The sequence below is a fragment of the Actinosynnema pretiosum genome (assembly GCF_002354875.1).
In the GTDB taxonomy this organism is placed as follows: domain Bacteria; phylum Actinomycetota; class Actinomycetes; order Mycobacteriales; family Pseudonocardiaceae; genus Actinosynnema; species Actinosynnema auranticum.
Genome location: NZ_CP023445.1, coordinates 888,431 through 909,879, shown reverse-complemented (window position 1 = coordinate 909,879; position 21,449 = coordinate 888,431). Strand labels below are relative to the sequence as shown.

General features: G+C 74.6%; 16 protein-coding genes. 5 read left to right on the top strand and 11 right to left on the bottom strand.

From position 1 onward, the window contains the following. Window positions 1-15: 15 nt before the first annotated feature. Window positions 16-4,053, top strand: coding sequence for an ATP-dependent helicase (locus CNX65_RS04195; protein ID WP_096491585.1), 4,038 nt, complete (start codon window positions 16-18; stop codon window positions 4,051-4,053). 9 nt (window positions 4,054-4,062) lie between these two features. Here CNX65_RS04195 and CNX65_RS04190 read toward each other — a convergent pair whose 3' ends face one another. Together CNX65_RS04190 and CNX65_RS04185 are read right to left on the bottom strand one after the other, a co-directional pair. Next, on the bottom strand, window positions 4,063-4,608 hold the full coding sequence (locus CNX65_RS04190) for a hypothetical protein (RefSeq protein WP_096491584.1): 546 nt from the start codon (window positions 4,606-4,608) through the stop codon (window positions 4,063-4,065). An 80-nt stretch (window positions 4,609-4,688) separates the two neighbouring features. Further along, window positions 4,689-5,072 carry a DoxX family protein gene (locus tag CNX65_RS04185; RefSeq protein ID WP_012783472.1) on the bottom strand — a complete coding sequence of 128 codons (384 nt, stop codon included), beginning with the start codon at window positions 5,070-5,072 and terminating at the stop codon, window positions 4,689-4,691. Between the two features lie 59 nt (window positions 5,073-5,131). Here CNX65_RS04185 and CNX65_RS04180 point away from each other — a divergent pair, with 59 nt between their 5' ends. From CNX65_RS04180 to CNX65_RS04170, 3 genes are all read left to right on the top strand, one after another. Beyond that, entirely contained in the window at window positions 5,132-6,571 is a 1,440-nt protein-coding gene (locus CNX65_RS04180) for a M20/M25/M40 family metallo-hydrolase (RefSeq protein WP_096491583.1), read from the top strand. Continuing rightward, entirely contained in the window at window positions 6,571-7,650 is a 1,080-nt protein-coding gene (locus CNX65_RS04175) for a potassium channel family protein (RefSeq protein WP_096491582.1), read from the top strand. Before CNX65_RS04180 ends, CNX65_RS04175 begins: the two co-directional genes overlap by 1 nt. Window positions 7,651-7,744: 94 nt before the next feature. Next, the gene (locus CNX65_RS04170) at window positions 7,745-8,068 is read left to right on the top strand and encodes a hypothetical protein (protein ID WP_096491581.1); all 324 of its coding nucleotides are present in this window, start codon (window positions 7,745-7,747) and stop codon (window positions 8,066-8,068) included. 7 nt (window positions 8,069-8,075) lie between these two features. Here the strand turns inward: CNX65_RS04170 and CNX65_RS04165 are convergent, their stop codons facing one another. After that, on the bottom strand, window positions 8,076-9,464 hold the full coding sequence (locus CNX65_RS04165; protein ID WP_232519695.1) for a sensor histidine kinase: 1,389 nt from the start codon (window positions 9,462-9,464) through the stop codon (window positions 8,076-8,078). After that, window positions 9,461-10,138, bottom strand: coding sequence for a response regulator transcription factor (locus tag CNX65_RS04160; protein WP_096491580.1), 678 nt, complete (start codon window positions 10,136-10,138; stop codon window positions 9,461-9,463). The genes CNX65_RS04165 and CNX65_RS04160 overlap by 4 nt, the downstream gene beginning before the upstream one ends. Window positions 10,139-10,262: 124 nt before the next feature. On the opposite strand from CNX65_RS04160, the gene CNX65_RS04155 reads away from it, so the two are divergent. Next, entirely contained in the window at window positions 10,263-10,715 is a 453-nt protein-coding gene (locus CNX65_RS04155; RefSeq protein ID WP_096491579.1) for a hypothetical protein, read from the top strand. Window positions 10,716-11,087: 372 nt separating this feature from the next. Here CNX65_RS04155 and CNX65_RS37705 read toward each other — a convergent pair whose 3' ends face one another. The 7 genes from CNX65_RS37705 to CNX65_RS04120 form a co-directional block, all read right to left on the bottom strand. After that, a complete protein-coding gene (locus CNX65_RS37705) occupies window positions 11,088-11,786 on the bottom strand; it encodes a sirohydrochlorin chelatase (RefSeq protein ID WP_269770716.1) in 699 nt (232 codons plus the stop codon). A 23-nt stretch (window positions 11,787-11,809) separates the two neighbouring features. Continuing rightward, the gene (locus tag CNX65_RS04145) at window positions 11,810-13,024 is read right to left on the bottom strand and encodes a uroporphyrinogen-III synthase (RefSeq protein WP_408608533.1); all 1,215 of its coding nucleotides are present in this window, start codon (window positions 13,022-13,024) and stop codon (window positions 11,810-11,812) included. An 8-nt stretch (window positions 13,025-13,032) separates the two neighbouring features. Further along, entirely contained in the window at window positions 13,033-13,353 is a 321-nt protein-coding gene (nirD, locus tag CNX65_RS04140) for a nitrite reductase small subunit NirD (protein ID WP_373565519.1), read from the bottom strand. Between the two features lie 14 nt (window positions 13,354-13,367). Beyond that, entirely contained in the window at window positions 13,368-15,872 is a 2,505-nt protein-coding gene (gene nirB, locus CNX65_RS04135) for a nitrite reductase large subunit NirB (protein ID WP_096491576.1), read from the bottom strand. A 394-nt stretch (window positions 15,873-16,266) separates the two neighbouring features. Further along, complete coding sequence (locus CNX65_RS04130; RefSeq protein ID WP_096491575.1) at window positions 16,267-17,619, bottom strand: MFS transporter; 1,353 nt, start codon at window positions 17,617-17,619, stop codon at window positions 16,267-16,269. Window positions 17,620-17,860: 241 nt separating this feature from the next. After that, window positions 17,861-19,297 (bottom strand): FAD-dependent oxidoreductase, encoded by a 1,437-nt coding sequence (locus CNX65_RS04125; protein ID WP_096491574.1) that lies wholly within the window; start codon window positions 19,295-19,297, stop codon window positions 17,861-17,863. Between the two features lie 142 nt (window positions 19,298-19,439). Beyond that, window positions 19,440-21,431, bottom strand: a complete 1,992-nt coding sequence (locus CNX65_RS04120; protein WP_218181546.1) for a molybdopterin oxidoreductase family protein — start codon at window positions 21,429-21,431, stop codon at window positions 19,440-19,442. Window positions 21,432-21,449 lie beyond the last annotated feature (18 nt).

The window sequence follows — 21,449 nt, the reverse complement described above, 5'->3', positions numbered from 1 at the left end:
CGGATGACGTGGACAATGCCCCACGTGGTCGCGGCGGGTGGTGTCCAGCGGGGTGGTGCGGTTCCGCACGCCTCGCCCGCCGACATCGCCGACGCCCTCGGCCTGCACCCGCCGACGCCCGAGCAGGCCGCCGTCATCGCCTCGCCCGCCGCACCCGCGCTGGTCGTGGCGGGCGCGGGCGCGGGCAAGACCGAGACCATGGCCGCGCGCGTCGTCTACCTGGTCGCGAACGGCGTCGTCACGCCCGACCGGGTCCTCGGCCTCACCTTCACCCGCAAGGCCGCCCGGCAGCTCGGCGAGCGGGTGCGTGGACGGCTGCGCCGCCTCGCCGGGTCGCCGCTGCTGGACCGGCTCGACCCGTCCGGCCGCCGCCGCGCCGCCGTGCTCACCACCGAGCCGGTCGTGCTCACCTACCACGCCTACGCGGGTCGCCTGGTGAGCGAGCACGGGCTGCGACTGCCCGTGGAGCCCGGCGTGCGGCTGCTCACCGAGACCGCGGCGTGGCAGCTCGCGCACCGCGTGGTGTCGGCGTGGACCCAGGACCTCGACACCGACAAGATCCCCACCACGATCACCTCCTACCTGCTCTCCCTCGCGGGCGAGCTGGGCGAGCACCTGGTCGAGCCCGAGCAGCTCCTCGCGCACGCCGAGCACCTGTGCGCGCTGATCGAGCACGCCCCCAAGGCGCCGAGGCAGAAGGACGCTCTGCCGGAGAAGCTCCAGGAGATCGTGGACGCCCAGCGCCTGCGCGTCGCCCTGCTGCCGCTGCTCGACGCCTACCGGGCCCGCAAGCGCCGCGACGCCGTCCTGGACTTCGCCGACCAGATGAGCCTCGCCGCCCGCCTGGCCACCGGGCACCCGGAGGTCGTCGAGGGCGAGCGCGAGCGCTACGGCGCCGTGCTGCTCGACGAGTACCAGGACACCGGCCACGCCCAGCGCGTGCTGCTGCGCGCCCTGTTCGGCGACGGCGACCCGATGCCGGTCACCTCGGTCGGCGACCCCGCCCAGGCCATCTACGGCTGGCGCGGCGCGAGCGCGGCCAACCTGCCCCGGTTCCGCGAGGACTTCCCGCCCGCCGACAAGTACGAGCTGCTCACCAGCTTCCGCAACCCGCCCGAGGTGCTGCACCTGGCGAACGCCGTGTCCGGTCCGCTGCGCGCGGCGGGCCTGGACGTGGCGCCGCTGCGGGCGCGCGACGGCGTCGAGCCGGGCGACGTGCGGATCGGCCTGTTCCCCGACGTGCGGGCCGAGCTGGAGTGGCTGGCGGACACCGTCGCCGAGCAGTGGCGCGCCCACGTGGACACCAGCGACGAGCCGCCGACCGCGGCCGTGCTGGTGCGCCGCCGCTCCGACATGCCCGCGATCGCCGCCGTGCTGCGTGACCGGGGGCTGCCGGTGGAGGTCGTCGGCCTCGGCGGGCTGCTGGACGAGCCGGAGGTGCGCGACCTCACCAGCGCCCTGCGCGTCCTGGTCGACCCGCTCGCGGGCACCGCCGCCACCCGGCTGCTCACCGGTTCCCGCTGGCGGATCGCCGCCTTCGACCTGGCCGCGATGTGGCAGCGCGCCCGCGACCTGGCGGGGGCGCCCGCGCGCAAGTCCCCGGACGACGACCCGCTGTCCGTGCTGGCCGACGCGCTGCCCGGCGAGCACTCCGAGCAGGCCGGGCTCGCGGACGCGCTCGACGACCCCGGTGACCCGTCCGCTTACTCGGCCGAGGGCTACCGCCGCATCCGGCGGCTGGGCGCGGAGCTGGCCGCGCTGCGCAGGCGGTTGACCCAGCCGCTGCCGGAGCTGGTCGCCGACGTCGAGCGGACCCTGCTGCTGGACATCGAGGCGGTCGCCCGGCCGGGCGGGGTGGGGCGGGCGCACCTGGACGCGTTCGCGGACGTGGTGTCGGACTTCGCGGCGGCCAGCCCGGCGGCGACCCTGCCCGCGCTGCTGGACTACCTGCGCACCGCCGAGCACGCCGAGGACGGCCTGGCGCCCGGCGAGGTCGAGGTGGTGGACAACCGGGTGCAGCTGGTGACGATGCACTCGGCCAAGGGCCTGGAGTGGCGGATCGTCGCCGTGCCGCACGTGGTGAAGGACGTCTTCCCCGGTCGGCGGAAGTCGGCGTCGTGGCTGAAGTCGGTGACCGAGCTGCCCGCCGCGCTGCGCGGCGACGCCCAGGACCTGCCGGAGCTGCGGGTGCCGGGCGGGGCGAACCGCAAGGAGGTCGAGGAGGCGCTCGACCGGCACGCGGACGAGTTCGAGGAGCGGCGGCTGGTCGAGGAGCGGCGGCTGCTGTACGTGGCGCTGACCAGGTCCGAGCACAGCCTGCTGGTGTCGGGCCACTGGTGGGGCGAGACGGGTGCGAGCCCGAAGGGCCCGTCGGCGTTCCTGACCGAGCTGCGCGAGGTCGTGGCGGGCGCGGAGCACCCACCCGCCGACGTGGTCACCTGGGCCCCCGCGCCGGGCCTGGAGGACGAGAACCCCCTGGCGGCGCAGGCGAAGACGGCCCAGTGGCCCGCCGACCCGCTGGGCTCGCGCCGCGACGCGGTGTCCGAGGGCGCGGCCATGGTCGTCGCCGCGCTGGACCGGCTGCGCGAGGCCGCGGAGCACGAGCCGCCCGGCGGGACCGACGAGCCCGCCGCGGCCGAACCCGAGACCGGGACGGCCGACGCGGGTGAGGCGGGCGAGGAGTGGGTGCCCCCGGACGACGAGTGGCTGCCCTCGGACGAGGAGGAACCCCCACCGCCACCGGAGGAACCGGACGGCGACTGGGGCGAGTGGACGACCCCGGACGAGCCCTGGGACGACGGCGCCCCCCTGGACGCCCCGGAGGCGGGGAAGGCGGACACCGCAGGCGCCACCGAAGTGGTCGACGCGCCCGAGGCGGCGGCCCCCGAGGGCAGTGCCCCGGAGACCACCGAGCCGGAGACCGCCGCCCCCGGAGCAGCCACCCCCGCGCCCGGTCCGGGCGCAGGGGCGATCTCGGCTGCCCGGCTGAGCGCGGGCGGCGGGGTCTCCGCCGTGCTGCCCGATGCCGAAACGACCACCCTCGCCACCGACACCGCTACCCCGTCGGGGTTCGCTCCCGAGGGTGATTCGGTGTCCCCCGAAGAGGCAGACCTCCCCGAGGAGCCCTCCACCCCCACCGCCCCCGTCCCCGCCACCCCGGAGACCACCGATCCCGCCCCCGCCGATCCCGAGAGCAGCGATCCCGCCCCCGCCGATCCCAGAGTCAGCACCCCCGTCCCCACTGATCCCAGAGTCAGCGCCTCCATCCCCACCGATCCCAGAGTCAGCGCCTCCATCCCCACCGATCCCGAGATCGGCGCCCCCGTCCCCACCGACCCCCAGACCAGCGATCCCGACGCCGCCGATCCCGAGGGCTGGGCGCGGGACGTCGACGTGCTGCTCGCCGAGCGGGCCGCCGCCATGGACCGGCGCGAGCGCGTCCTGCTGCCCGAGCACCTGTCGGTCAGCCAGCTCGTCGAGCTGGCCACCGACCCCGACCAGCTGGCCCGCCGCCTGCGCCGCCCGCTGCCGTTCCCGCCGAACCCCCTCGCCCGCCGGGGCACCGCGTTCCACACCTGGCTGGAGCGGCGGTTCGGGGCGGTCCGGCTGCTGGAGCTGGACGAGCTGCCCGGCGCCGCCGACGAGGACGCCGTGCCGGACGGGGAGCTGGGGCGGCTGCAGGAGGCGTTCCTGGCCAGCGCCTGGGCCGACCGCACGCCGCACGCCGTCGAGGTGCCCTTCGAGGCCGAGGTGGACGGGCTCGCGGTGCGCGGGCGGATGGACGCCGTGTTCGCCGACCCCGACGGCGGGTGGACCGTCGTGGACTGGAAGACCGGCCGGGTGCCCGAGGCCGACCGGGTGCCGTCGCTGTCCGTGCAGCTCGCGGCGTACCGGCTGGCCTGGGCGTCGCTGTCGGGCAGCCCGGTGGAGCTGGTCAGGGCCGCCTTCCACTACGTCCGCGACGACCGCACGCTCCGCCCCGCCGACCTGCTCGACGCCGAGGGGCTGCGCGCCCTCATCCGGACGGTGCCCGATCTCCGCCCGAAGGAGTGAGCCGGGCCCTCAGGAGCTGACCCGAGCGTGGTCGGGGACCTCCTTGAGCACCCGTTCGTACAGCACTTCCAGCAGCCACCGCCCGAACAGCGACGGCCCGAACTCCGCCGACCGGTCCTCCGGCGGCACGACCAGCTCGGCCGGGGCGCCCTCGTCCTCCTCGTCGACCGCGACCACCCCGATCCCGTAGTAGTCCAGCTCGATCAGCGGCCACGCCTCGTCGCGCTGGGCGGTGGGCAGCACGACCGCGCAGGGCGCGAGGGTCATCAGCGTCCCGCAGGCCTGGAGCGCCTGGTCGGCGCTGCACTCCCCGACGAGCACCCCGACCAGCTCGACGGCGGAGACGGGGAGGCGGTCGTGGACGGAGGGCTCGAACCAGGAGCGGAACCAGGACGGGTCGGCGTGCGGCGGCCAGTCGTTCGCGCTCCGCCACCGGTGCACGTCGGCGCGGAGCCGCACGACGGCTGACACCCGCTGGCCGAGTACGGCGACGTCCGGGACCACGATCCCGCGCCACCCGAGTGCCGTGGCGGCACGGTGCAGTAGCGGTTGCACTAGTGCATCCTAGGTCTAGTCGCGATGTGAGCGGCAGGAGCAACAGCCGGCCCGGTCGCCGAGCGGTCGCCTGGCGCGGATCAGCGGGCGTCCCTGCGCACTCTCAACGCCCACAGCACCAACGGCACTTGGAGCGGGAGGCGGCCCCAGGCGAGTGTCCTCGCGCGGGCGGAGTCCCGTCGGTAGTCGTAAGCCATTTTCACATTCGCCGGGAAGACCGCGACGAAGAACCCCGCGGCGAGCAGCGCGCCCACGCGCCTGGTGCGCGGCGCGGCGACGGCGGCGGCCAGCGCGAGCTCGGCGACGCCGGAGGCGTTCGTCCAGGTCCGGGGGCTGCCGGGCAGCGAGCGCGGCACGATCGAGTCGAACGCCGCAGGCCGCGCGAAGTGCGCGAGCCCGGCCACGCCCAGCAGGGCGGCCAGTGCCTGCGCCCGGACCGACCGGGAACGAGCGGGGTGGTGCATGACCCCCACCCTGTCACGCGTGCCCCGGCTCCGCGCCACCAGGGTTATCCTCCCGCACCGTGAGCGGTGATCCGGAAAATTCCGAACATCCCGAGCCCCCCGAGCGCGCGGCGACGACCGCGCGGGCCGACGAGTTCCTCGCCGGTCTGCGGGACTGGCTCGCCATCCCCTCCATCGGGGTCGACCCGGCCCACCACGGCGACGTCGCCAGGTCGGCCGCCTGGCTGGCCGAGGCGCTGCGCGCCGACGGCTGGCCGGACGTGCGCGTCTGGGACGAGGGGCCCGCCCAGCCCGCCGTCTACGCCCACTGGCCGTCCGCCGACCCGGACGCCCCCGTCGTGCTGGTCTACGGCCACCACGACGTGCAACCGGTCGACCCGGTCGAGCGGTGGACCCGTCCCCCGTTCGAGCCAACCCTGGTCGGGGAGGAGCTGTTCGGTCGCGGGGCCAGCGACGACAAGGGCCAGGTCGCCATGCACCTGCTGGGCGTGCGCGCCCACCTGGCTGCGACCGGCCGCACCACCCCGGCGGTCACGCTCAAGCTGTTCGTCGAGGGCGAGGAGGAGGGCGGCTCCCCGCACATCGCCCGCACCCTCGCCGACCACGGCCCCGAGCTGGACTGCGACCTGGTCGTCTTCACCGACACCCCGCTGTACTCGCGCGAGGCCCCGACCGTGTGCACCGGCCAGCGCGGCGTCTACGGCGCCGAGGTCGTGGTCACCGGCGGCGCCACCGACGTCCACTCCGGACGGGCGGGCGGCAGCATCCCGAACCCGGCCACCGCGCTCGCCAGGCTCGTCGCCGCCCTGCACGACGAGGACGGCCGCGTCCAGCTCCCCGGCTTCTACGACCACGTCGTGCTGCCCACGGACGTCGAGCGCGCCGACTACGCCTCGCTCCCGTTCGACGAACAGGTGTGGCTGACCAACTCCGGCCGGGCGCGGGGCCTGTCCGGCGAGAGCGGCTGGTCCACCCTCGAACGCGTCTGGGTGCGCCCCACCGCCGAGGTCAACGGCCTGGTCGCGGGCTACACCGGGCCGGGCCTGAAGACCGTCGTGCCCGCCGACGCCCGCGTGAAGCTGTCGTTCCGGCTGGTGCCCGGCCAGCGCCCCGAGCACGTCGCGGAGGCGCTGCGCGAGTTCGTCGACGCCCACACCCCCGAGGGCCTGAGCGCCGAGATCGTCAGCCGGGGCGACGGGGTCCCGCCGTACGCGGTGGACGTCGCGCACCCGGCGGTCGGCGCGGTCCGCGACGCCCTCGAAGGCGCGCTCGGCAAGCCGGTCCGGTTCAGCCGCACGGGCGGCTCCGGCCCCGCCGCCGTGCTGCACGAGACGCTGCGCGTGCCGGTCGTCTACTTCGGCGTGGCGCTGCCCGACGACAACATCCACGCCCCCGACGAGCGCGTCGTCGTGCCGCTGCTGCTTTCCGGGGCCGAGGCGCTGGCCGTGCTGTGGCGCACCCTGCCCGAGCGGCTCGCGAGCGGGGAGCCGCCGGCGTGATGAAGCACCTCATGGGGGAGCCGCTGAGCGAGCGCCCCGGCCACTCCCTCGTCGGCGTGGTCAAGATGCCCGACACGGTGCAGAGCCCGGTCCAGGCGATCATGAAGCGGGTGATCGGCGCGCTGGCCGCGCTGATCGCCGCCGTGCTGATCGTCTACCTGGACCGGGACGGCTACCGCGACGTCAACGGCGACGGCCTGTCGCTGCTCGACGCGGTCTACTACGCGACCGTCTCGCTGTCCACGACCGGCTACGGCGACATCACCCCGGCCAGCTCGTCGGCCAGGCTCATCAACGTGCTCGTCATCACCCCGCTGCGGGTGCTGTTCCTGATCGTCCTGGTCGGCACGACCCTGGAAGTGCTCACCGAGCGCTCCCGCCAGGCCTTGCGCATTCAGAAGTGGAGGACCAAGGTGCGCGACCACGTGGTCGTCATCGGGTACGGGACGAAGGGCCGCTCCGCCGTGAGCGCCCTGCTCGGCGACGGGGCGGACCCCGGCTCGATCGTCGTGGTGGACACCGCCCAGTCGGCGCTCGACGCGGCCTCCGCCATCGGCCTGGTGACCGTGCTCGGCTCGGGGACCAGCAACGACGTGCTGAAGGTCGCCGGGGTGCCCAGGGCGCGGGCGGTGGTGGTCGCGGCGAACCGCGACGACACCGCCGTGCTGGTCACCCTGACCGCCCGCGAGCTGGCCCGCGACGGCGCGCAGGTCGTGGCGGCGGTGCGGGAGCGGGAGAACGAGCACCTGCTGCGCCAGTCCGGCGCGGACTCGGTGGTGGTCTCCAGCGAGACGGCCGGGCGACTGCTCGGCATGGCCACCGCGACGCCGACCGTGGTCGACATGGTCGAGGACCTGCTGACCCCGGACTCGGGGTTGGCGATCGCGGAGCGCGACGTCGAGCCGGAGGAGGTCGGCGGCTCGCCCCGGCACCTGTCGGACATCGTGCTGGGCGTGGTGCGGGGCGGGAAGCTGTACCGCATCGACGCGGCCGAGGCGGACGCGGTGGAGGCGGGCGACAAGCTGCTGTACGTGAAGAAGGTGACGCCGCCGGAGGAGGACGAGCTGGTCCGGCGCTGATCCCCACCGACCGGGGCCGCCCCACGCGGGCGGCCCCGGCTCCGGCCCCGGCTGACGTGAATCTCTTTCGCTCCCACCGGGTAATCCGGTCGGCATGAGCGAGGAACCGCAGCAGGGCCGGGAATTAGCCACCGACGCCCCGCGCCCGCCGAAGGGCCACCACGTGATCATCGCGGCCGGACTGGTCGCTCTCGTGGTGCTCGGTCTGGTGATCCCGACCATGCGCGCCACCGCGTTCGCGGTGAACGACGACGTGATCTTCTACGTGGCCATGTACGTCCTGGTTTTCGGCTCCATGTACGCCGACGACGGCATGGTGGCCGAGATGGCGGCCAAGCAGGCCGCCAGGGACGAGGTCCGGGCCCGCCGTGAGAACGCCGAGCGCGCCGCAGCCGGGGAAGACGCCCACGAGTCCTGACCGGGTGTTAAGCCCGGTCCTCGTCCAAGCGCTCCGGCCCTGCGGGCCCCGCCACCACCGCAGGACCACCCGCGCCCGCCTCGGCGGACGGTTCGTCCCCGTCCTCGCGCCCCTCCCCCGCCTCGACCCCGATCGGCAGGACCACCCGGAACGTCGCCCCTGGCCGCCCCATCTGCGGTGCCAGGCAGGTCAACTCACCGCCATGCGCCCGCACCACGCCGCGCGCGATCGACAACCCCAACCCCGACCCGCCCCGCCGCCGGTCGCGCGACTCGTCGAGCCGCACCAGCCGGTCGAAGATCCGCTCCCGCTCCAGCAGCGGCACGCCAGGCCCGTTGTCCGACACGGTCAGCCAGGCCCGGTCCCCGGCCCGCCACACCCGCAGCCGCACCACGCCCTCCGGCCCGGTGGCCTGCCGCGCGTTGTCCACCAGGTTCACCAGCACCTGCGCCAACCGCTCCGCGTCCGCCACCACCACGACCCGCTCGCCCTCGGCCTCGACGTCCAGGTCCGGCACCAGCAACCGGCTGCGCGCCACCTCCGCCTCGGCCAGCCCCAGCAGGTCCACCGGCCCCACCTGCAGCTCCAGCCCCGCGTCTATCCGCGCCAGCTGCAGCAGGTCGTCCACCAGCCGCCCGGCCCGCCGCGCCTCCCGCACCAGCAGCAGGTTGAACTGCTCCCGCTCCTCCGCCGACGAGCTCTGCACCAGCGCCTCGGCCACCGCCTGCACCCCGGCGATCGGGGTGCGCAGCTCGTGCGCCGCGTCCGCCACGAACCGCTTGGTCCGCTGCTCCGACCCCTCCAGCGAGTCGAGCATGTCGTCGAAGGCCGCCGCCGTGCGCCCCAGCTCGTTCTCCACCCGCGACGGGTTGAGCCGGTGCCCGCGCCGCCCGGCCGCGATCGAGCGGGCGAGCGTCGTCATCGCGTCCAGCGGCGCCAGCGCCCGGCGCACGACCCACACCAGCGCCACCACCGCCCCGCCGATGGCCGCCAGCCCACCCGTCACCAGCACGCTCCGCAGCCGCGACTGCGCCGCCGACAGCACGCTCGTGTCCGCGTACAGCGTCACCGTGGACCCGTCCGCGAGGTTCCGGGTCACCTCCCGCCGCACGTCCCCGCTGGGCTCCTGCCCGAACTTCAGCCCGCTGGGCAGCTCCACCAGCACCCGCACGCCGCGGTTCTCCAGCCGGTTCACCAGCTCCGCGCCCCGCACCCGCTGCTTCACGAACTGCTGCGCCGCGCGCGCCTTGTCCTGGAGCACCGCGTCCATGTCCCGCCGCGACTGCGCCTCGAACTGCGAGTCCACCAGCAGCACCAGCCCGAGCACCACCACCGCCAGCACGGCCGCCGACGACACCGTGACCCGGCGCCGCAGCGACACCGTGCGCAGGCTCACGAGTCCTCCGCGCGCAGCACGTACCCCAGTCCCCGGACCGTGTGCAGCAGCCGGGGCCCGTGCTCCTCCAGCTTCCGGCGCAACGCGCTGACGTGCACTTCCACCAGGTTCGGGTCGTAGTCCTCGTACCCCCACACCGCCGTGAGGATCTGCGTCTTGCCGACCACCCGCCCCCGCTGCGCCGCCAGGTACCGCAGCAGCCGCAGCTCGGTCGCCGTCAGCTCGACCTGCGCGTTCCCCCGCACGACCACGGCCGAGTCCGCGTCGACGACCAGGTCCCCGATCTGCACCGTCGACGGCGTGCGCCCCAACCTCCGCAGCACCGCGCTCACCCGCGCCACCACCTCGGCGAGCACGAACGGCTTGGTCACGTAGTCGTCGGCCCCGCGGTCCAGCCCGCGCAGCCGGTCCTGCACCCCGTCCCGAGCCGTGAGCATCACCACACCGGCCCCGCTGCCCCGCCGGATCACCTCCAGCAGCGCGAACCCGTCGCGCCCAGGCAGCATCACGTCCAGCACGACGAGGTCGGGCCGGAACCGCGTCAACTCCCCTTCCAGGTCACGCCCGTCGGGCCGGACCCGCACCTGGTAGCCCTGCTCGCGCAGGGCCGAGCCCACCGCGGCCCCGATAGCCTCCGCGTCCTCGATCACCAGCACCCTGGCAGCAGTTGGCACGGGTCCATTCTGCGACCGATAGCCCCGGAACGTCCGCCGACCTTCAGCCCACCCTCAGCTCGACCGCCGAACGCACACCCGAGCCCCCACGACAACCCGACACGCCGTCTGCCAACATCCACCCGTGGCGCTTCGGCTCAACCCCGTCCGGTGGGCGCTCGCGCTCCTCGTCGTCGGCCTCGCCGCGGTAGCGGTGGTGGTCGCCCTGTCCTGGCCGGAATCCACAGCCGAGGGCGCCCTGACCGAGGCAACCGTGACAACCCCGGCCCCCTGCAGCGGCCCGGAGGCCTTCGACCAGGTCGCGTACGACCTAAACGGCACCCGCCACGAGGCCAAGCTGGACGGCTGCGGCCACAGCGAGAACGAGATCGTGCGCGTGCTCGTGAAGGCGAACACGACAGCGGACACCCTGCTCCAGTCGGCGAGCACCGTGCCCGACAACGCCATCCCCCTGGCAGGCCGCCTGAGCGGAACGCTGGTCTGCCTGAGCGGCCTGGCAGGCGCCCTCTACGCCTACCTGCTAACCCGCCGCAGCCCCACACCACTCCCCACCACGATCCCCAAGACCGGCCCGTAGCCGAACCCGCAGCCCGTAAGCCAACCGCCTCGCGGGCTGCGGGGCGAGCGAAGCGAGCCCACGCAGCCCCACTCCCGCGTCCCTCTTTCCCGTTTGGCCTGGCGAAGCCCGAGCACGCTCGTCAAGATGCCGCCGCACTGCCCGGAAGACCGCCCGAGTCGTACGGCGTCTTGACGAGCGTGCTTGCCTGAAAGGAGGCCAAACGGGAAAGAGGGACCCGGACCACCGCAGGGGTAAACCGGACCACAGGACCAACGGTCACCGGCCGGCAGAGCCCGTCCCCCTCTTTTTTGGAGGTCTGCCCCGCCGGCGAGGCGAGCCCTTCAGCTCTTGATCTTCAGCTCTTAAATCCCCAAACCCCAGCCCAACCGCTCAAGCCGCCCACCGCGAACAACGCCCCTCGTAATACCGCAGCAAAACCGCCTCAACCACCCGATCATGCGCACCGATCGGCTCAGACACGATCTCGGCCCCGCACTCCCGCATCCCCCGGTGAAAAACCCCAGGCGCCAACAACCACGACGCCACCGCAACCCGCCCACCCCACCCAGCCCCAGCCCCACCCACACCCGCACCCACACCCGCAGCCCGAACCTCAGCCACCACCTCCCCAATCCGAGGCGAAGCAGTAGCCGCATACCCAACCCGAACCGGCCCCCCAACCCGCTGGCCCAGCACCTCCGCGACCTTCCGAACCTCCCCCAACGCCCGAGCGTCCGAAGACCCAGCCGCCCCGAGCACCACCGGGTCCCCCTCCCTCCACCCGGCTTCCCGCAACCGCTCCACCACCGCCGGAACCACCGCAGCCCCGATCGGCTCGGTGATCACCACATCCCGGTGCCCCGACGCCACGACCTGCGCAGGCACATCAACCCGCACGTGGTACCCAGCCGCCAAGAACGCAGGCACCACCACCGCCGCCCCCCGAACCTCCCGCAACACCGCGGTCACGTCAGGCTGCCGCACGTCCGCGTAAGCAACCCGGACGTCAACCCCACCCCGCTCCCGGACCAACCGCGCGATCTCCTCGACGACCACACCCCCACCCGGATGCCGAGTCCCGTGCGCCACCAGCACCAACGTGCCCCCCGCGCTCACACCGCCACCCCACCGCACTCGAACCGCGAGGGCTCCACCGCCAACCGGTACCCCCGCTTCACCACGGTCGCCACCACCCCCGGATCCCCGAGCGCGGTCCGCAACCGCCCCACCGCCGTCTCCACCGCGTGCTCCTCCCCACCCCCGGGCAACGCCGCCAACAACTCCTTCCGCGACACCACCCGCCCCCGCGCCTGCACCAACGCCCGCAGCACCGCCATGGGCGCGGGCGCGACCGGCCGCAGCTCCCCGTCCACCAGCACCCCCTGCCCCCGCAGCTCGATCTCCCGCCCCTCCACCGGAACCCGAACCGCCCGAGCCGGGAGCTCCACCACCACTTCCCTGGCCAACGCCCCCATCCGGGCCCGCCCCGGCTGCACCACCGGAACCCCCACCGCCACCAGCGGCCCGGCCGCGATCGCCCCCACGCACACCACCAGCACCCGCCGCAGCGCCCCGACGACCTCCTCGTACCGCCCCATCTGCCGAGCCGTCTCCAGCACCGAGGCCGCCGCGGGCGCCGACGTGAACGTCATCGCGTCCACCTGCCCCGACAGCACCCCTTCCAGCAACCTCTCCAACGGCCCTGGATCGGCAGGCCCCGTCCACCGGTAGACCGGGACCTCCACCACCTCGGCCCCGGCCTCCCGCAGCGCCCCGGTGAACTCCGGCAGCGGAATCCCGTGCAGCTGCACCGCGATCCGCTTCCCCGCCACCCCCAGCCCCAGCAGGTGCTCCAACAGCTCGGCGTTGGACTCGCTCGACGGCGACCAGTCCTCCACCAGCCCGGCGGCCCGCACGGCCCCCCGCGCCTTCGGCCCCCGCGCCAGCAGCAACCCGTCCCCGAGCGCCGTCAACAACCGCGCCCCGAGCCCCCACCCCTCCGCGGCCTCGACCCACCCCCGGAACCCGATCCCGGTGGTGGCCACGACCGCGTCGACCTGCCGGGCGAGCACCAGCTCCGTGGCCTCCAGCAGCTTCGCGTCGTCGTGCAGCGGGACGATCCGGATCGCAGGCCCGTGCAGCACCGCCGCGCCCTTCCGCTCCAGCAGCGCCACCAGCTCCTCGGCCCGCCGGGCCGCGGTGACCCCCACCGTGAACCCCGCGAGCGGCCCGGCGGCGCCACCCGCAGCCGCACCCCCGCCCGCGGCGCCCCCGCCCGCAGCGCCCCCGCCCGCGGCGCCCCCACCCGCGGCAGCCCCGCCCGCCACACCCCCGGTCACGGCGCTCCCACCCGCACGACACCCTCCACCACGCTCACCGGGTACGACTCGACCACGACCGCCGGATCGTCCAGGCACCTCCCGGTGCTCAGCTCGAAAGCCTGCTTGTACAGCGGCGAGATCACCACCGGGACCCCGCCCCGGTCCCCGACGATCCCCCGCGACAGCACCGCCGCCCCGCTGAACGGGTCCACGTTGCCCAGCGCGTGCAACCCCCCGTCGCTGGTGAGGAACAGCGCCACCTGCGTCCCGTCGGGCAGCAGGGCGGCGACGCCGCGCTCGGGCTGCAACGCGCTCAACTCGCACACTGGAGTCATGGGGCACACTCCTGTCATCGGGCCACCTCCGGGATTCCGAGCACGACCGGCACGCGCTGGCCCCGCTCCTCGCGGAAGGAGATCGTCGGGTCCGGCGCTCCCGGCGCGTTCACGAACGACGTGAACCGCGCCAGCTTCTCCGGGTCGTCCAGCACTCCCCGCCACTCGTCGGCGTAGGAGTCGACGTGCTTGGCCATCGCCGCTTCCAGGTCCGCGCAGATGCCGAGGCTGTCGTGCACGACCACGTCGCGCAGGTGGTCGAGCCCGCCCTCCATGGACTCGATCCACGGCGCGGTGCGCTGCAGCTTGTCGGCCGTGCGGATGTAGAACATCAGGAACCGGTCGATGATCCTGACCAGCGTCTCCGTGTCCACGTCGGACACCAGCAGGTCGGCGTGCCGGGGCGTGAACCCGCCGTTGCCGCCGACGTACAGGTTCCAGCCGTTCTCCGTCGCGATGACCCCGAAGTCCTTGCCGCGCGCCTCCGCGCACTCGCGCGCGCACCCGGACACCGCCGACTTGAACTTGTGCGGCGACCGCAGCCCCCGGTAGCGCAGCTCCAGCTCGATGGCGAGCCCCACCGAGTCCTGCACGCCGAAGCGGCACCACGTCGACCCGACGCAGGACTTCACCGTGCGCAGCGACTTGCCGTAGGCGTGCCCGGACTCGAACCCGGCGTCCACCAGCCGCCGCCAGATGAGCGGCAACTGGTCCACGGTCGCCCCGAACAGGTCGATCCGCTGCCCGCCGGTGATCTTCGTGTAGAGCCCGTAGTCGCGGGCCACCTCGCCGATCACGATCAGCTTCTCCGGCGTGATCTCGCCGCCGGGGATGCGCGGCACCACCGAGTAGGTGCCGTTGCGCTGGATGTTCGCCAGGAAGCGGTCGTTGGTGTCCTGGAGGGTGACCTGCTCGCCGCCCAGGATGTGCCCGTTCTCCAGCGACGCCAGGATCGACGCCACCGCGGGCTTGCACAGGTCGCACCCGCGCCCGCTGCCGTGCCTGGCGACCAGCTCGCTGAACGTCCCGATCCCGGTCGAGCGGACGATCTCGAACAGCTCGGCGCGGGACTGCGGGAAGTGCTCGCACAGCGCGCGGGACTGCTCGACCCCGCACTCCGCCAGCAGCTTCTTCAGCATCGGCACGCACGAGCCGCACCCGGTGCCCGCCTTGGTGCACGCCTTGATGCCCGGCACGTCCGCGGCCTGCCCGCTGGTGATCGCGTCGGTGACCTGCTGCTTGGTGACCGCGTGGCAGGAGCACACCTGCGCGTCGGCGGGCAGCGCCGGCTCGACCGCCGCCGCGCCGATGAGGGACACCGGGTCGCCGGGCACCGGGCGGCCGACGAGCGGGCGCAGCGCCGAGTACCTGGAGGCGTCGCCGACGAGCACGCCGCCGAGGAGGGTCCTGGCGTCGTCGGAGACGACGACCTTGGCGTAGGTCCCGGCGACGGCGTCGTTGACCACGACCTCCAGCGCGCCGGGCGAGGTGGCGTGCGCGTCGCCGAACGAGGCGACGTCGACGCCGAGGAGCTTGAGCTTGGTGGAGGTGTCCGCGCCGGGGAACTCGGCCGCGCCGCCGAGGAGGCGATCGGCGACGACCTCGGCCATGGCGTAGCCGGGGGCGACCAGCCCGTACACCGCGCCGCCGACGAGCGCGCACTCGCCGACGGCGTAGACGTCCGGGTCGGAGGTGCGGCAGCCGCCGTCCACGACGACGCCGCCGCGCGGTCCGACGTCGAGCCCGGCCGCGCGGGCCAGCTCGTCGCGGGGCCGGATGCCCGCCGAGAACACCACGACGTCCAGGTCCAGCTCGCGGCCGTCGGACAGGGTGGCGGCGAGCCGGTCGCCGTCGCGGGTGACGGCGGTGGCCGAGACTCCCGTGTGGACGGTCAGGCCGAGCTTCTCCACCATGCGCCCCAGCAGCGCGCCGCCGCCCTCGTCGATCTGCAGCGGCATCAGGCGCGGGCCCAGCTCGACCACGTGCGGGGAGATCCCCATGCCGCGCAGGGCGTTCGCGGCCTCCAGGCCGAGCAGCCCGCCGCCGAGCACCATGCCCGCGCGGCGGCCCATGCCCCGCTGCCCCGCTCCCCGGTGGCGCGCCGCGTCGACGGTCGCCCGGATCGCGTCCAGGTCGTCGATGGTGCGGTAGACGTGGCAGCCGGGCAGGTCCCGGCCGGGGACCGGGGGCACGAACGGGCTGGACCCGGTGGCCAGCACGAGCGCGTCGTAGGCCAGCTCGGCCCCGGTGGAGGTGCGCACGCGCTTGGCGGCGCGGTCGATCCCGGTGGCCGACTCGCCGAGGCGCAGCTCGACCGCGTCGTCGTGCGGCTCCAGCGCGAGGCCGCTCGCGTCCCAGGTGTCGACGTAGCTGGAGAGCGCGACCCGGTCGTACGCGGCCCTGGGCTCCTCGGCCAGGACCACCACGCGCCAGGCCCCGTCGACGTCCCTTTCCCGCACCGCCTGGACCAGGCGGTGACCGACCATGCCGTGACCGACGACCAGAAGCGTCCGCGTCATCGAAACCAACCTCCTCCGACCCGGAGAAATGCTCACCGGGAACGGTATCGCTGGAAAGACGGGCGAGTTTCGCGAGCGTTAAAGCACGCTCACACCGCACGTCAGGGGCTTGTGCGCGGGGTCCGCGCTTCCGGTGGGCGGCGCGCCGCCCTCACCACGCGGTCGGGCGTTTCTGCCGTACGAACGTTCGTTTTCCAACAACCCGCGAATTCCGGAAAACCCCGGAATTCAGCGTTCCACCTGCGCGGTTGGCGGTCCCGCGAGATCGCGGGACCACACCGCCGCTCACCCTTTCGAGCGCCTTTTTGTGGCCGTGCTCACACGCTTTTGATCAATTCGGCGCGCGCGGGGTCCCGGCGTCGGGCGCCGGTCCCCCGCGCCGCGACCCCCGCCGTCAGATCCCGGCGTGCGCGAGGCTGGGCGCCCGCCCGAACGAGACGCGCCGGAGGTAGAACCACCACGTGGTGACCACGCACAGCGCGTAGAACCCCAGGAACGCCGTCAGCGCGGGCGCGAGGGTCTTGCCGCCCTCCAGGGAGAACTTGAACACCAGGTTGACCAGCACCCCGCCGAACGCCCCGACCGCGCCCGCGATGCCCACCACGGCGGCGGCCTGCCGCTTGGCGGACGCGGCGTCCGCGACCTGCGTCGCGAAGATCGCCGGGATCATCCGGTAGGTCGAGCCGTTGCCCAGGCCCGTCAGCACGAACAGCACGATGAACGAGCCGAAGAACAGCGGGAAGCTGCGCGCCTCCACGCTCACCAGCACGCCCGCGCACCCCAGCGCGAGCCCGACGAACACGCCGACGGTGACCCGCGCGCCACCGAGCCGGTCCGCGAGCCAGCCGCCGAACGGCCGGGTCACCGAGCCGATGAGCGCGCCGAGGAACGCCAGCGCCACGAACCCCTTCTGCTCGGCGAAGCTGAGCTTGATCAGGGACGGGAAGGCGAACGAGAAGCCGATGAACGAGCCGAACGTGCCGATGTAGAGCAGCGACATGACCCAGGTGTGCCGGTTGGTCATCGCCAGCCGGTAGGAGGTGCCGTCCGGCCTGGCCTCGGTGAGGCTGTCCATGAACAGCCACGCGCAGGCCGTGGACACGACCACGAACGGCATCCACACCAGCGCCGCGTGCGCGAGGTTGATCCCGGTGCCCCAGGTGATCACGATCGGCACGACCAGCTGCACCATCGCCACGCCGAGGTTGCCGCCCGCCGCGTTCAGGCCGAGCGCCAGGCCCTTCTTGCCCTCCGGGTAGAAGAACGAGATGTTGGCCATCGACGAGGAGAAGTTCCCACCGCCGAAGCCGGTCGTGGCGGCGGTGAGCAGGAAGAACCAGTACGGCGTCCCCGGAGTGCTGACCGCGTGGGCCAGCATCGCGCACGGGATCAGCAGCATCCCCGCGCTGAACGCCGTCCACGCCCGACCGCCGAAGCGGGGCACCGCGAACGTGTAAGGCACCCGCAGCACCGCGCCCACCAGGTTGGGCACGATCAGCAGCCAGAAGGTCTGCCCCACCGTGAAGGCGAACCCGACCTGGCCGAGGCTGACCACGACGATGCTCATGAGGCTCCACACCGTGAAGCCGAGGTTCTCCGCGAGGACGGAGAACACCAGGTTCTTGCGCGCGACCCGCCTGCCCTCGCGCGCCCAGAACTCCGGGTCCTCGGGCTCCCACCGGTCGATCCACCGCCCGCCGCGCCTGCTCCGCGCGACCGCGCCCCGATCCTCGTGCACCGTGCTCATCGAGACCTCCAGAACCACCGATCGCTTGTGGGGCAACCTAAGGAGCCGCGGTTACCCCGGCGTGCGATCGCGTGTCGTGTCGGGCAATTCCCCCGCACACCGGGTGGCGGGGAGCTGTGAGGGGAGGACGCGGGGGTCACCGGGGGCGACCGCCGGTCGGGGGTCCGGGAGGTGGGGAGCTTCGGGGGCGGGACGCGGGGGTCACCGGGGCGACCGCCTGCGCGGTCGAGAGCCGTCGCGCTCACTCGGCAGCCGCCAACCAGTCCGCGATCCCGCACACCGCGTCCCGGCACCCGCCGCACCCCGTGCTGGCGCGGGTCGCCTCCACCAACCCCGGCACCGAGCGCGCACCGGCCCGCCAGGCGCTCACCAGCTGCCCCTTGCTGACCGTGTTGCACCGGCACACCACCGCCCCGGCGGGCAGGTCCGCCGGACTCGCCTCCGCGACCGCCCCGGCGGGCAGCGCGCGCCCCAGCAGCAGCCCCAGCCGGTCCGACGGCGCGGGCAGCCCCCGGTCGTACAGCTGGGTCACCGCCGCCGCCGCGTCCGGCACGCCCAGCAGGATCGCCCCGGCGACCCGGTCGTCGCGCAGCACGAGCTTCGCGTACCGCCCGCGCGCCGGGTCCTCCAGCGCCAGCACCTCGGCCCGCTCGTCGTCCACGCCCACGTGGGCCTCGCCCAGCGCCACCAGGTCGACGTCCCGCGCCTTGAGCCGGGTCACCGCCCCGCCACCCCGGTAGCGGGCGGCCGGGTCGGTCCCGGTGAGCCGGTCGGCGAGCACGACGGCCTGCTCCCACGCGGGCTGCACCAGCCCGGTCGGGGCGCCCTCGTGCTGGGCGCAGTCGCCGATGGCGTGCACCCTCGGGTCGTCGGTGCGCAGCGCGTCGTCCACCAGCACGCCCCGGTCCACGGCGATCCCGGCCTGCGCGGCCAGCTCCACCGAGGGCCGCACGCCCGCCGCCACCACGAGCAGGTCGGCGGCCAGCCGCGTCCCGTCCGCCAGCAGCAGCCCCTCGCCGGGCTCGTACCGCTCGGCGACCGCGCCCAGCCGCAGCTCCACGCCCAGCCCGCCCAGGGCCCTGGCGAGCACCCGCCCGGCGCCCGCGTCGAGCTGCCGCTCCATCAGGTGCGACCGGGGGTGCACGACGGTCACCAGGCACCCGCGCGCCACCAGCCCGCGCGCGGCCTCCAGCCCGAGCAGCCCGCCGCCGAGCACCACCACGGGCGCGCCGGGCCTGGCCGCCGAGGTGATGGCGGCGCAGTCGTCCAGGGTCCGGAACGCGACCGCGCCGGGCGCGAGCACCCCGTCCACCCCGGTCAGCCCCGCGACCGGTGGCAGCCACGGCCGGGCCCCGGTGGCGAGCACGAGCGCGTCGTAGGGCACCTCGCCGTCGTCCACCTGCACGACCCGCCGCACCCGGTCGACCTTGCCGACCGACGCGCCCAGCCTCAGGTCCACGGCGGACCGCTCGGCCCAGTCGGGGGCGTGCAGCCGCACCGACTCCGGCGGCAGCGCGCCCGCGACGACGCTGGAGAGCAGCACCCGGTTGTACGCGGGGTGGCGCTCGGCGCCGAGCAGGGTGAGCCCGACCCGCTCCCCGCCGGGGTCGCGCCGCAGCACCTCCTCGGCGAACCTGGCGCCCGCCATGCCATGGCCCACGACGACGACACGCCTCACGTTCCCGACCCCCCACCCGCGCCAGCGGGTGGGAACCCACCCCACCGCAGCACGAAGACACCCGGCGCCACACCGGACCCGAAACCACCGACCAACCGAAAGCGCGCCGCGGACCAGACCCCGCACGCCAACCGCCGCCCCGTCACACCCGCTCCAACCGGACCGCGCACACCTTGAACTCGGGCATCCGGCTGACCGGGTCGAGCGCCGGGTTGGTCAGCAGGTTCGCGCGCCCGTCGCCGGGGAAGTGGAACGGCAGGAACACCAGGTCCACCCGCATCGACGCCACGCACCGCACCCGCGCGACCGTGCGCCCCCGCCGCGACACCACCGCCGCCATCCCGCCGTGCGCGAGCCCGGCCCGCCCGGCGGTGTCCGGGTGCACCTCCACGTACGCCTCCGGCTCGGCCGCGACCAGCTCGGCCACGAGCCGGGTCTGCGCCCCGGACTGGTAGTGCTGGAGCACCCGCCCGGTGGTGGCCTGCAGCGGGTAGTCGGCGTCCGGCGGCTCGGCGGGCCCCCGGTGGTCGACGGCGGCGAACCTGGCCAGCCCGTCCGGGTGCGCGAACCGGTCCAGGAACACGCGGGGCGTGCTGTCCGGCACGACCGGCCAGTGCAGCGCCTCGCCCGCCGCGAGCCGGGAGTAGGTCACCCCGGAGTAGTCGGCGAGCCCCCCGGCGGAGGCGCGCCGCAGCTCCTCGAACACCACCTCGGGCTCCACCGGGAACCGCTCCCCCGGCTGCCCGAGCCGCTCGGCGAGCCCGCGCAGCACCTCCAGGTCGCTGCGCACCCCGTCCGGGGCCCGCACGGCCCGCTGCCGCAGCAGGACCCGCCCCTCCAGGTTCGTCATGGTGCCGCTCTCCTCGGCCCACTGGGTGACCGGCAGCACCACGTCCGCGACCGCCGCCGTCTCGGACAGCACCAGGTCGGCCACCACGAGCAGGTCGAGCGCGGCGAGCCGGTCGGCGACGTGCCCGGCGCGGGGCGCGGACACCACGACGTTGCTGCCGAACACCAGCAGCGCCTTCGGCCCGTCCGGCCCGCCGAGCGCGTCGAGCAGCTCGTAGGCGGACCTGCCGGGCCCTGGGAGCCCGTCGACGCCCCAGACCCGCTGGACGTGCTCGCGGGCCGCCGGGTCGGTGATCTTGCGGTAGCCGGGCAGCTGGTCGGCCTTCTGGCCGTGCTCGCGCCCGCCCTGCCCGTTGCCCTGGCCGGTGAGGCAGCCGTACCCGGAGCCGGGCGTGCCGGGCAGGCCGAGCGCGAGGGCGAGGTTGATCCACGCCGACACCGCGTCCGCGCCGCTGGCGTGCTGCTCGGTGCCGCGCCCGGTGAGCACGTGGGCGCGGTCGGCCTCGGCGAGCAGCCGCACCGCCGCGCGCTGGTCGGCGACCGGCACCCCGGTGACCCGCTCGACGCGCTCCGGCCACCAGGTCGCGGCGATCCGCCAGGCGTCGTCGAACCCGGTGGTGCGCTCGGCGACGTAGGTCTTGTCCAGGTGCCCGTCCGCGACGGCGACGTGCAGCAGGCCGAGCGCGAGTGCCAGGTCGGTGCCGGGCGCCGGGGCGAGGTGGACGGCCGCGAGCTCGGCGGTGGCGGTGCGCCGGGGGTCCACGACGACGAGCGCCGCGCCGCGCAGGTGCTGGACGAACGGCGGCATGGTCTCGGCCGGGTTGCCGCCCGCCAGCAGGACGGCGTTCGAGTCGTCCAGGTCGGTGACCGGGAACGGCATCCCCCGGTCGAGCCCGAACGCGCGCGTCCCGGCCGCCGCCGCGCTGGACATGCAGAACCGGCCGTTGTAGTCGATCTGGGAGGTGCCGAGGGCGACGCGGGCGAACTTGCCCAGCAGGTACGACTTCTCGTTGGTGAGCCCGCCGCCGCCGAACACGCCCACCGAGTCGGGCCCGTGGTCGCGGCGCAGCGCGGCGAGGCGGGCCGCGACGAGGTCGAGCGCCTCGTCCCAGGAGGCCGGTCTCAGCTCGCCGCGCGCCCCCTCGGGCGTCCGGTCGCGCACCAGCGGGGTGGTCAGCCGGGCGGGCGAGGTGAGCAGCGCGGCGGACGTCCAGCCCTTCTGGCAGAGCCCGCCCCGGTTGGTCGGGAACTCGCGGGGCGACACCTCGCCGTCGACGATCGTCATCGCGCACTGGAGCGCGCA

Coding starts and splice junctions, on each gene's coding strand:
- CNX65_RS04185 (WP_012783472.1), bottom strand. CDS start 5,072: ATGCACCACCCCGCTCGTTCCCGGTCGGTCCGGGCGCAGGCACTGGCC.
- CNX65_RS04195 (WP_096491585.1), top strand. CDS start 16: ATGCCCCACGTGGTCGCGGCGGGTGGTGTCCAGCGGGGTGGTGCGGTT.
- CNX65_RS04130 (WP_096491575.1), bottom strand. CDS start 17,619: ATGAGCACGGTGCACGAGGATCGGGGCGCGGTCGCGCGGAGCAGGCGC.
- CNX65_RS04120 (WP_218181546.1), bottom strand. CDS start 21,431: ATGACGATCGTCGACGGCGAGGTGTCGCCCCGCGAGTTCCCGACCAAC.
- CNX65_RS04175 (WP_096491582.1), top strand. CDS start 6,571: ATGAAGCACCTCATGGGGGAGCCGCTGAGCGAGCGCCCCGGCCACTCC.
- nirD (WP_373565519.1), bottom strand. CDS start 13,353: ATGACTCCAGTGTGCGAGTTGAGCGCGTTGCAGCCCGAGCGCGGCGTC.
- CNX65_RS04170 (WP_096491581.1), top strand. CDS start 7,745: ATGAGCGAGGAACCGCAGCAGGGCCGGGAATTAGCCACCGACGCCCCG.
- nirB (WP_096491576.1), bottom strand. CDS start 15,872: ATGACGCGGACGCTTCTGGTCGTCGGTCACGGCATGGTCGGTCACCGC.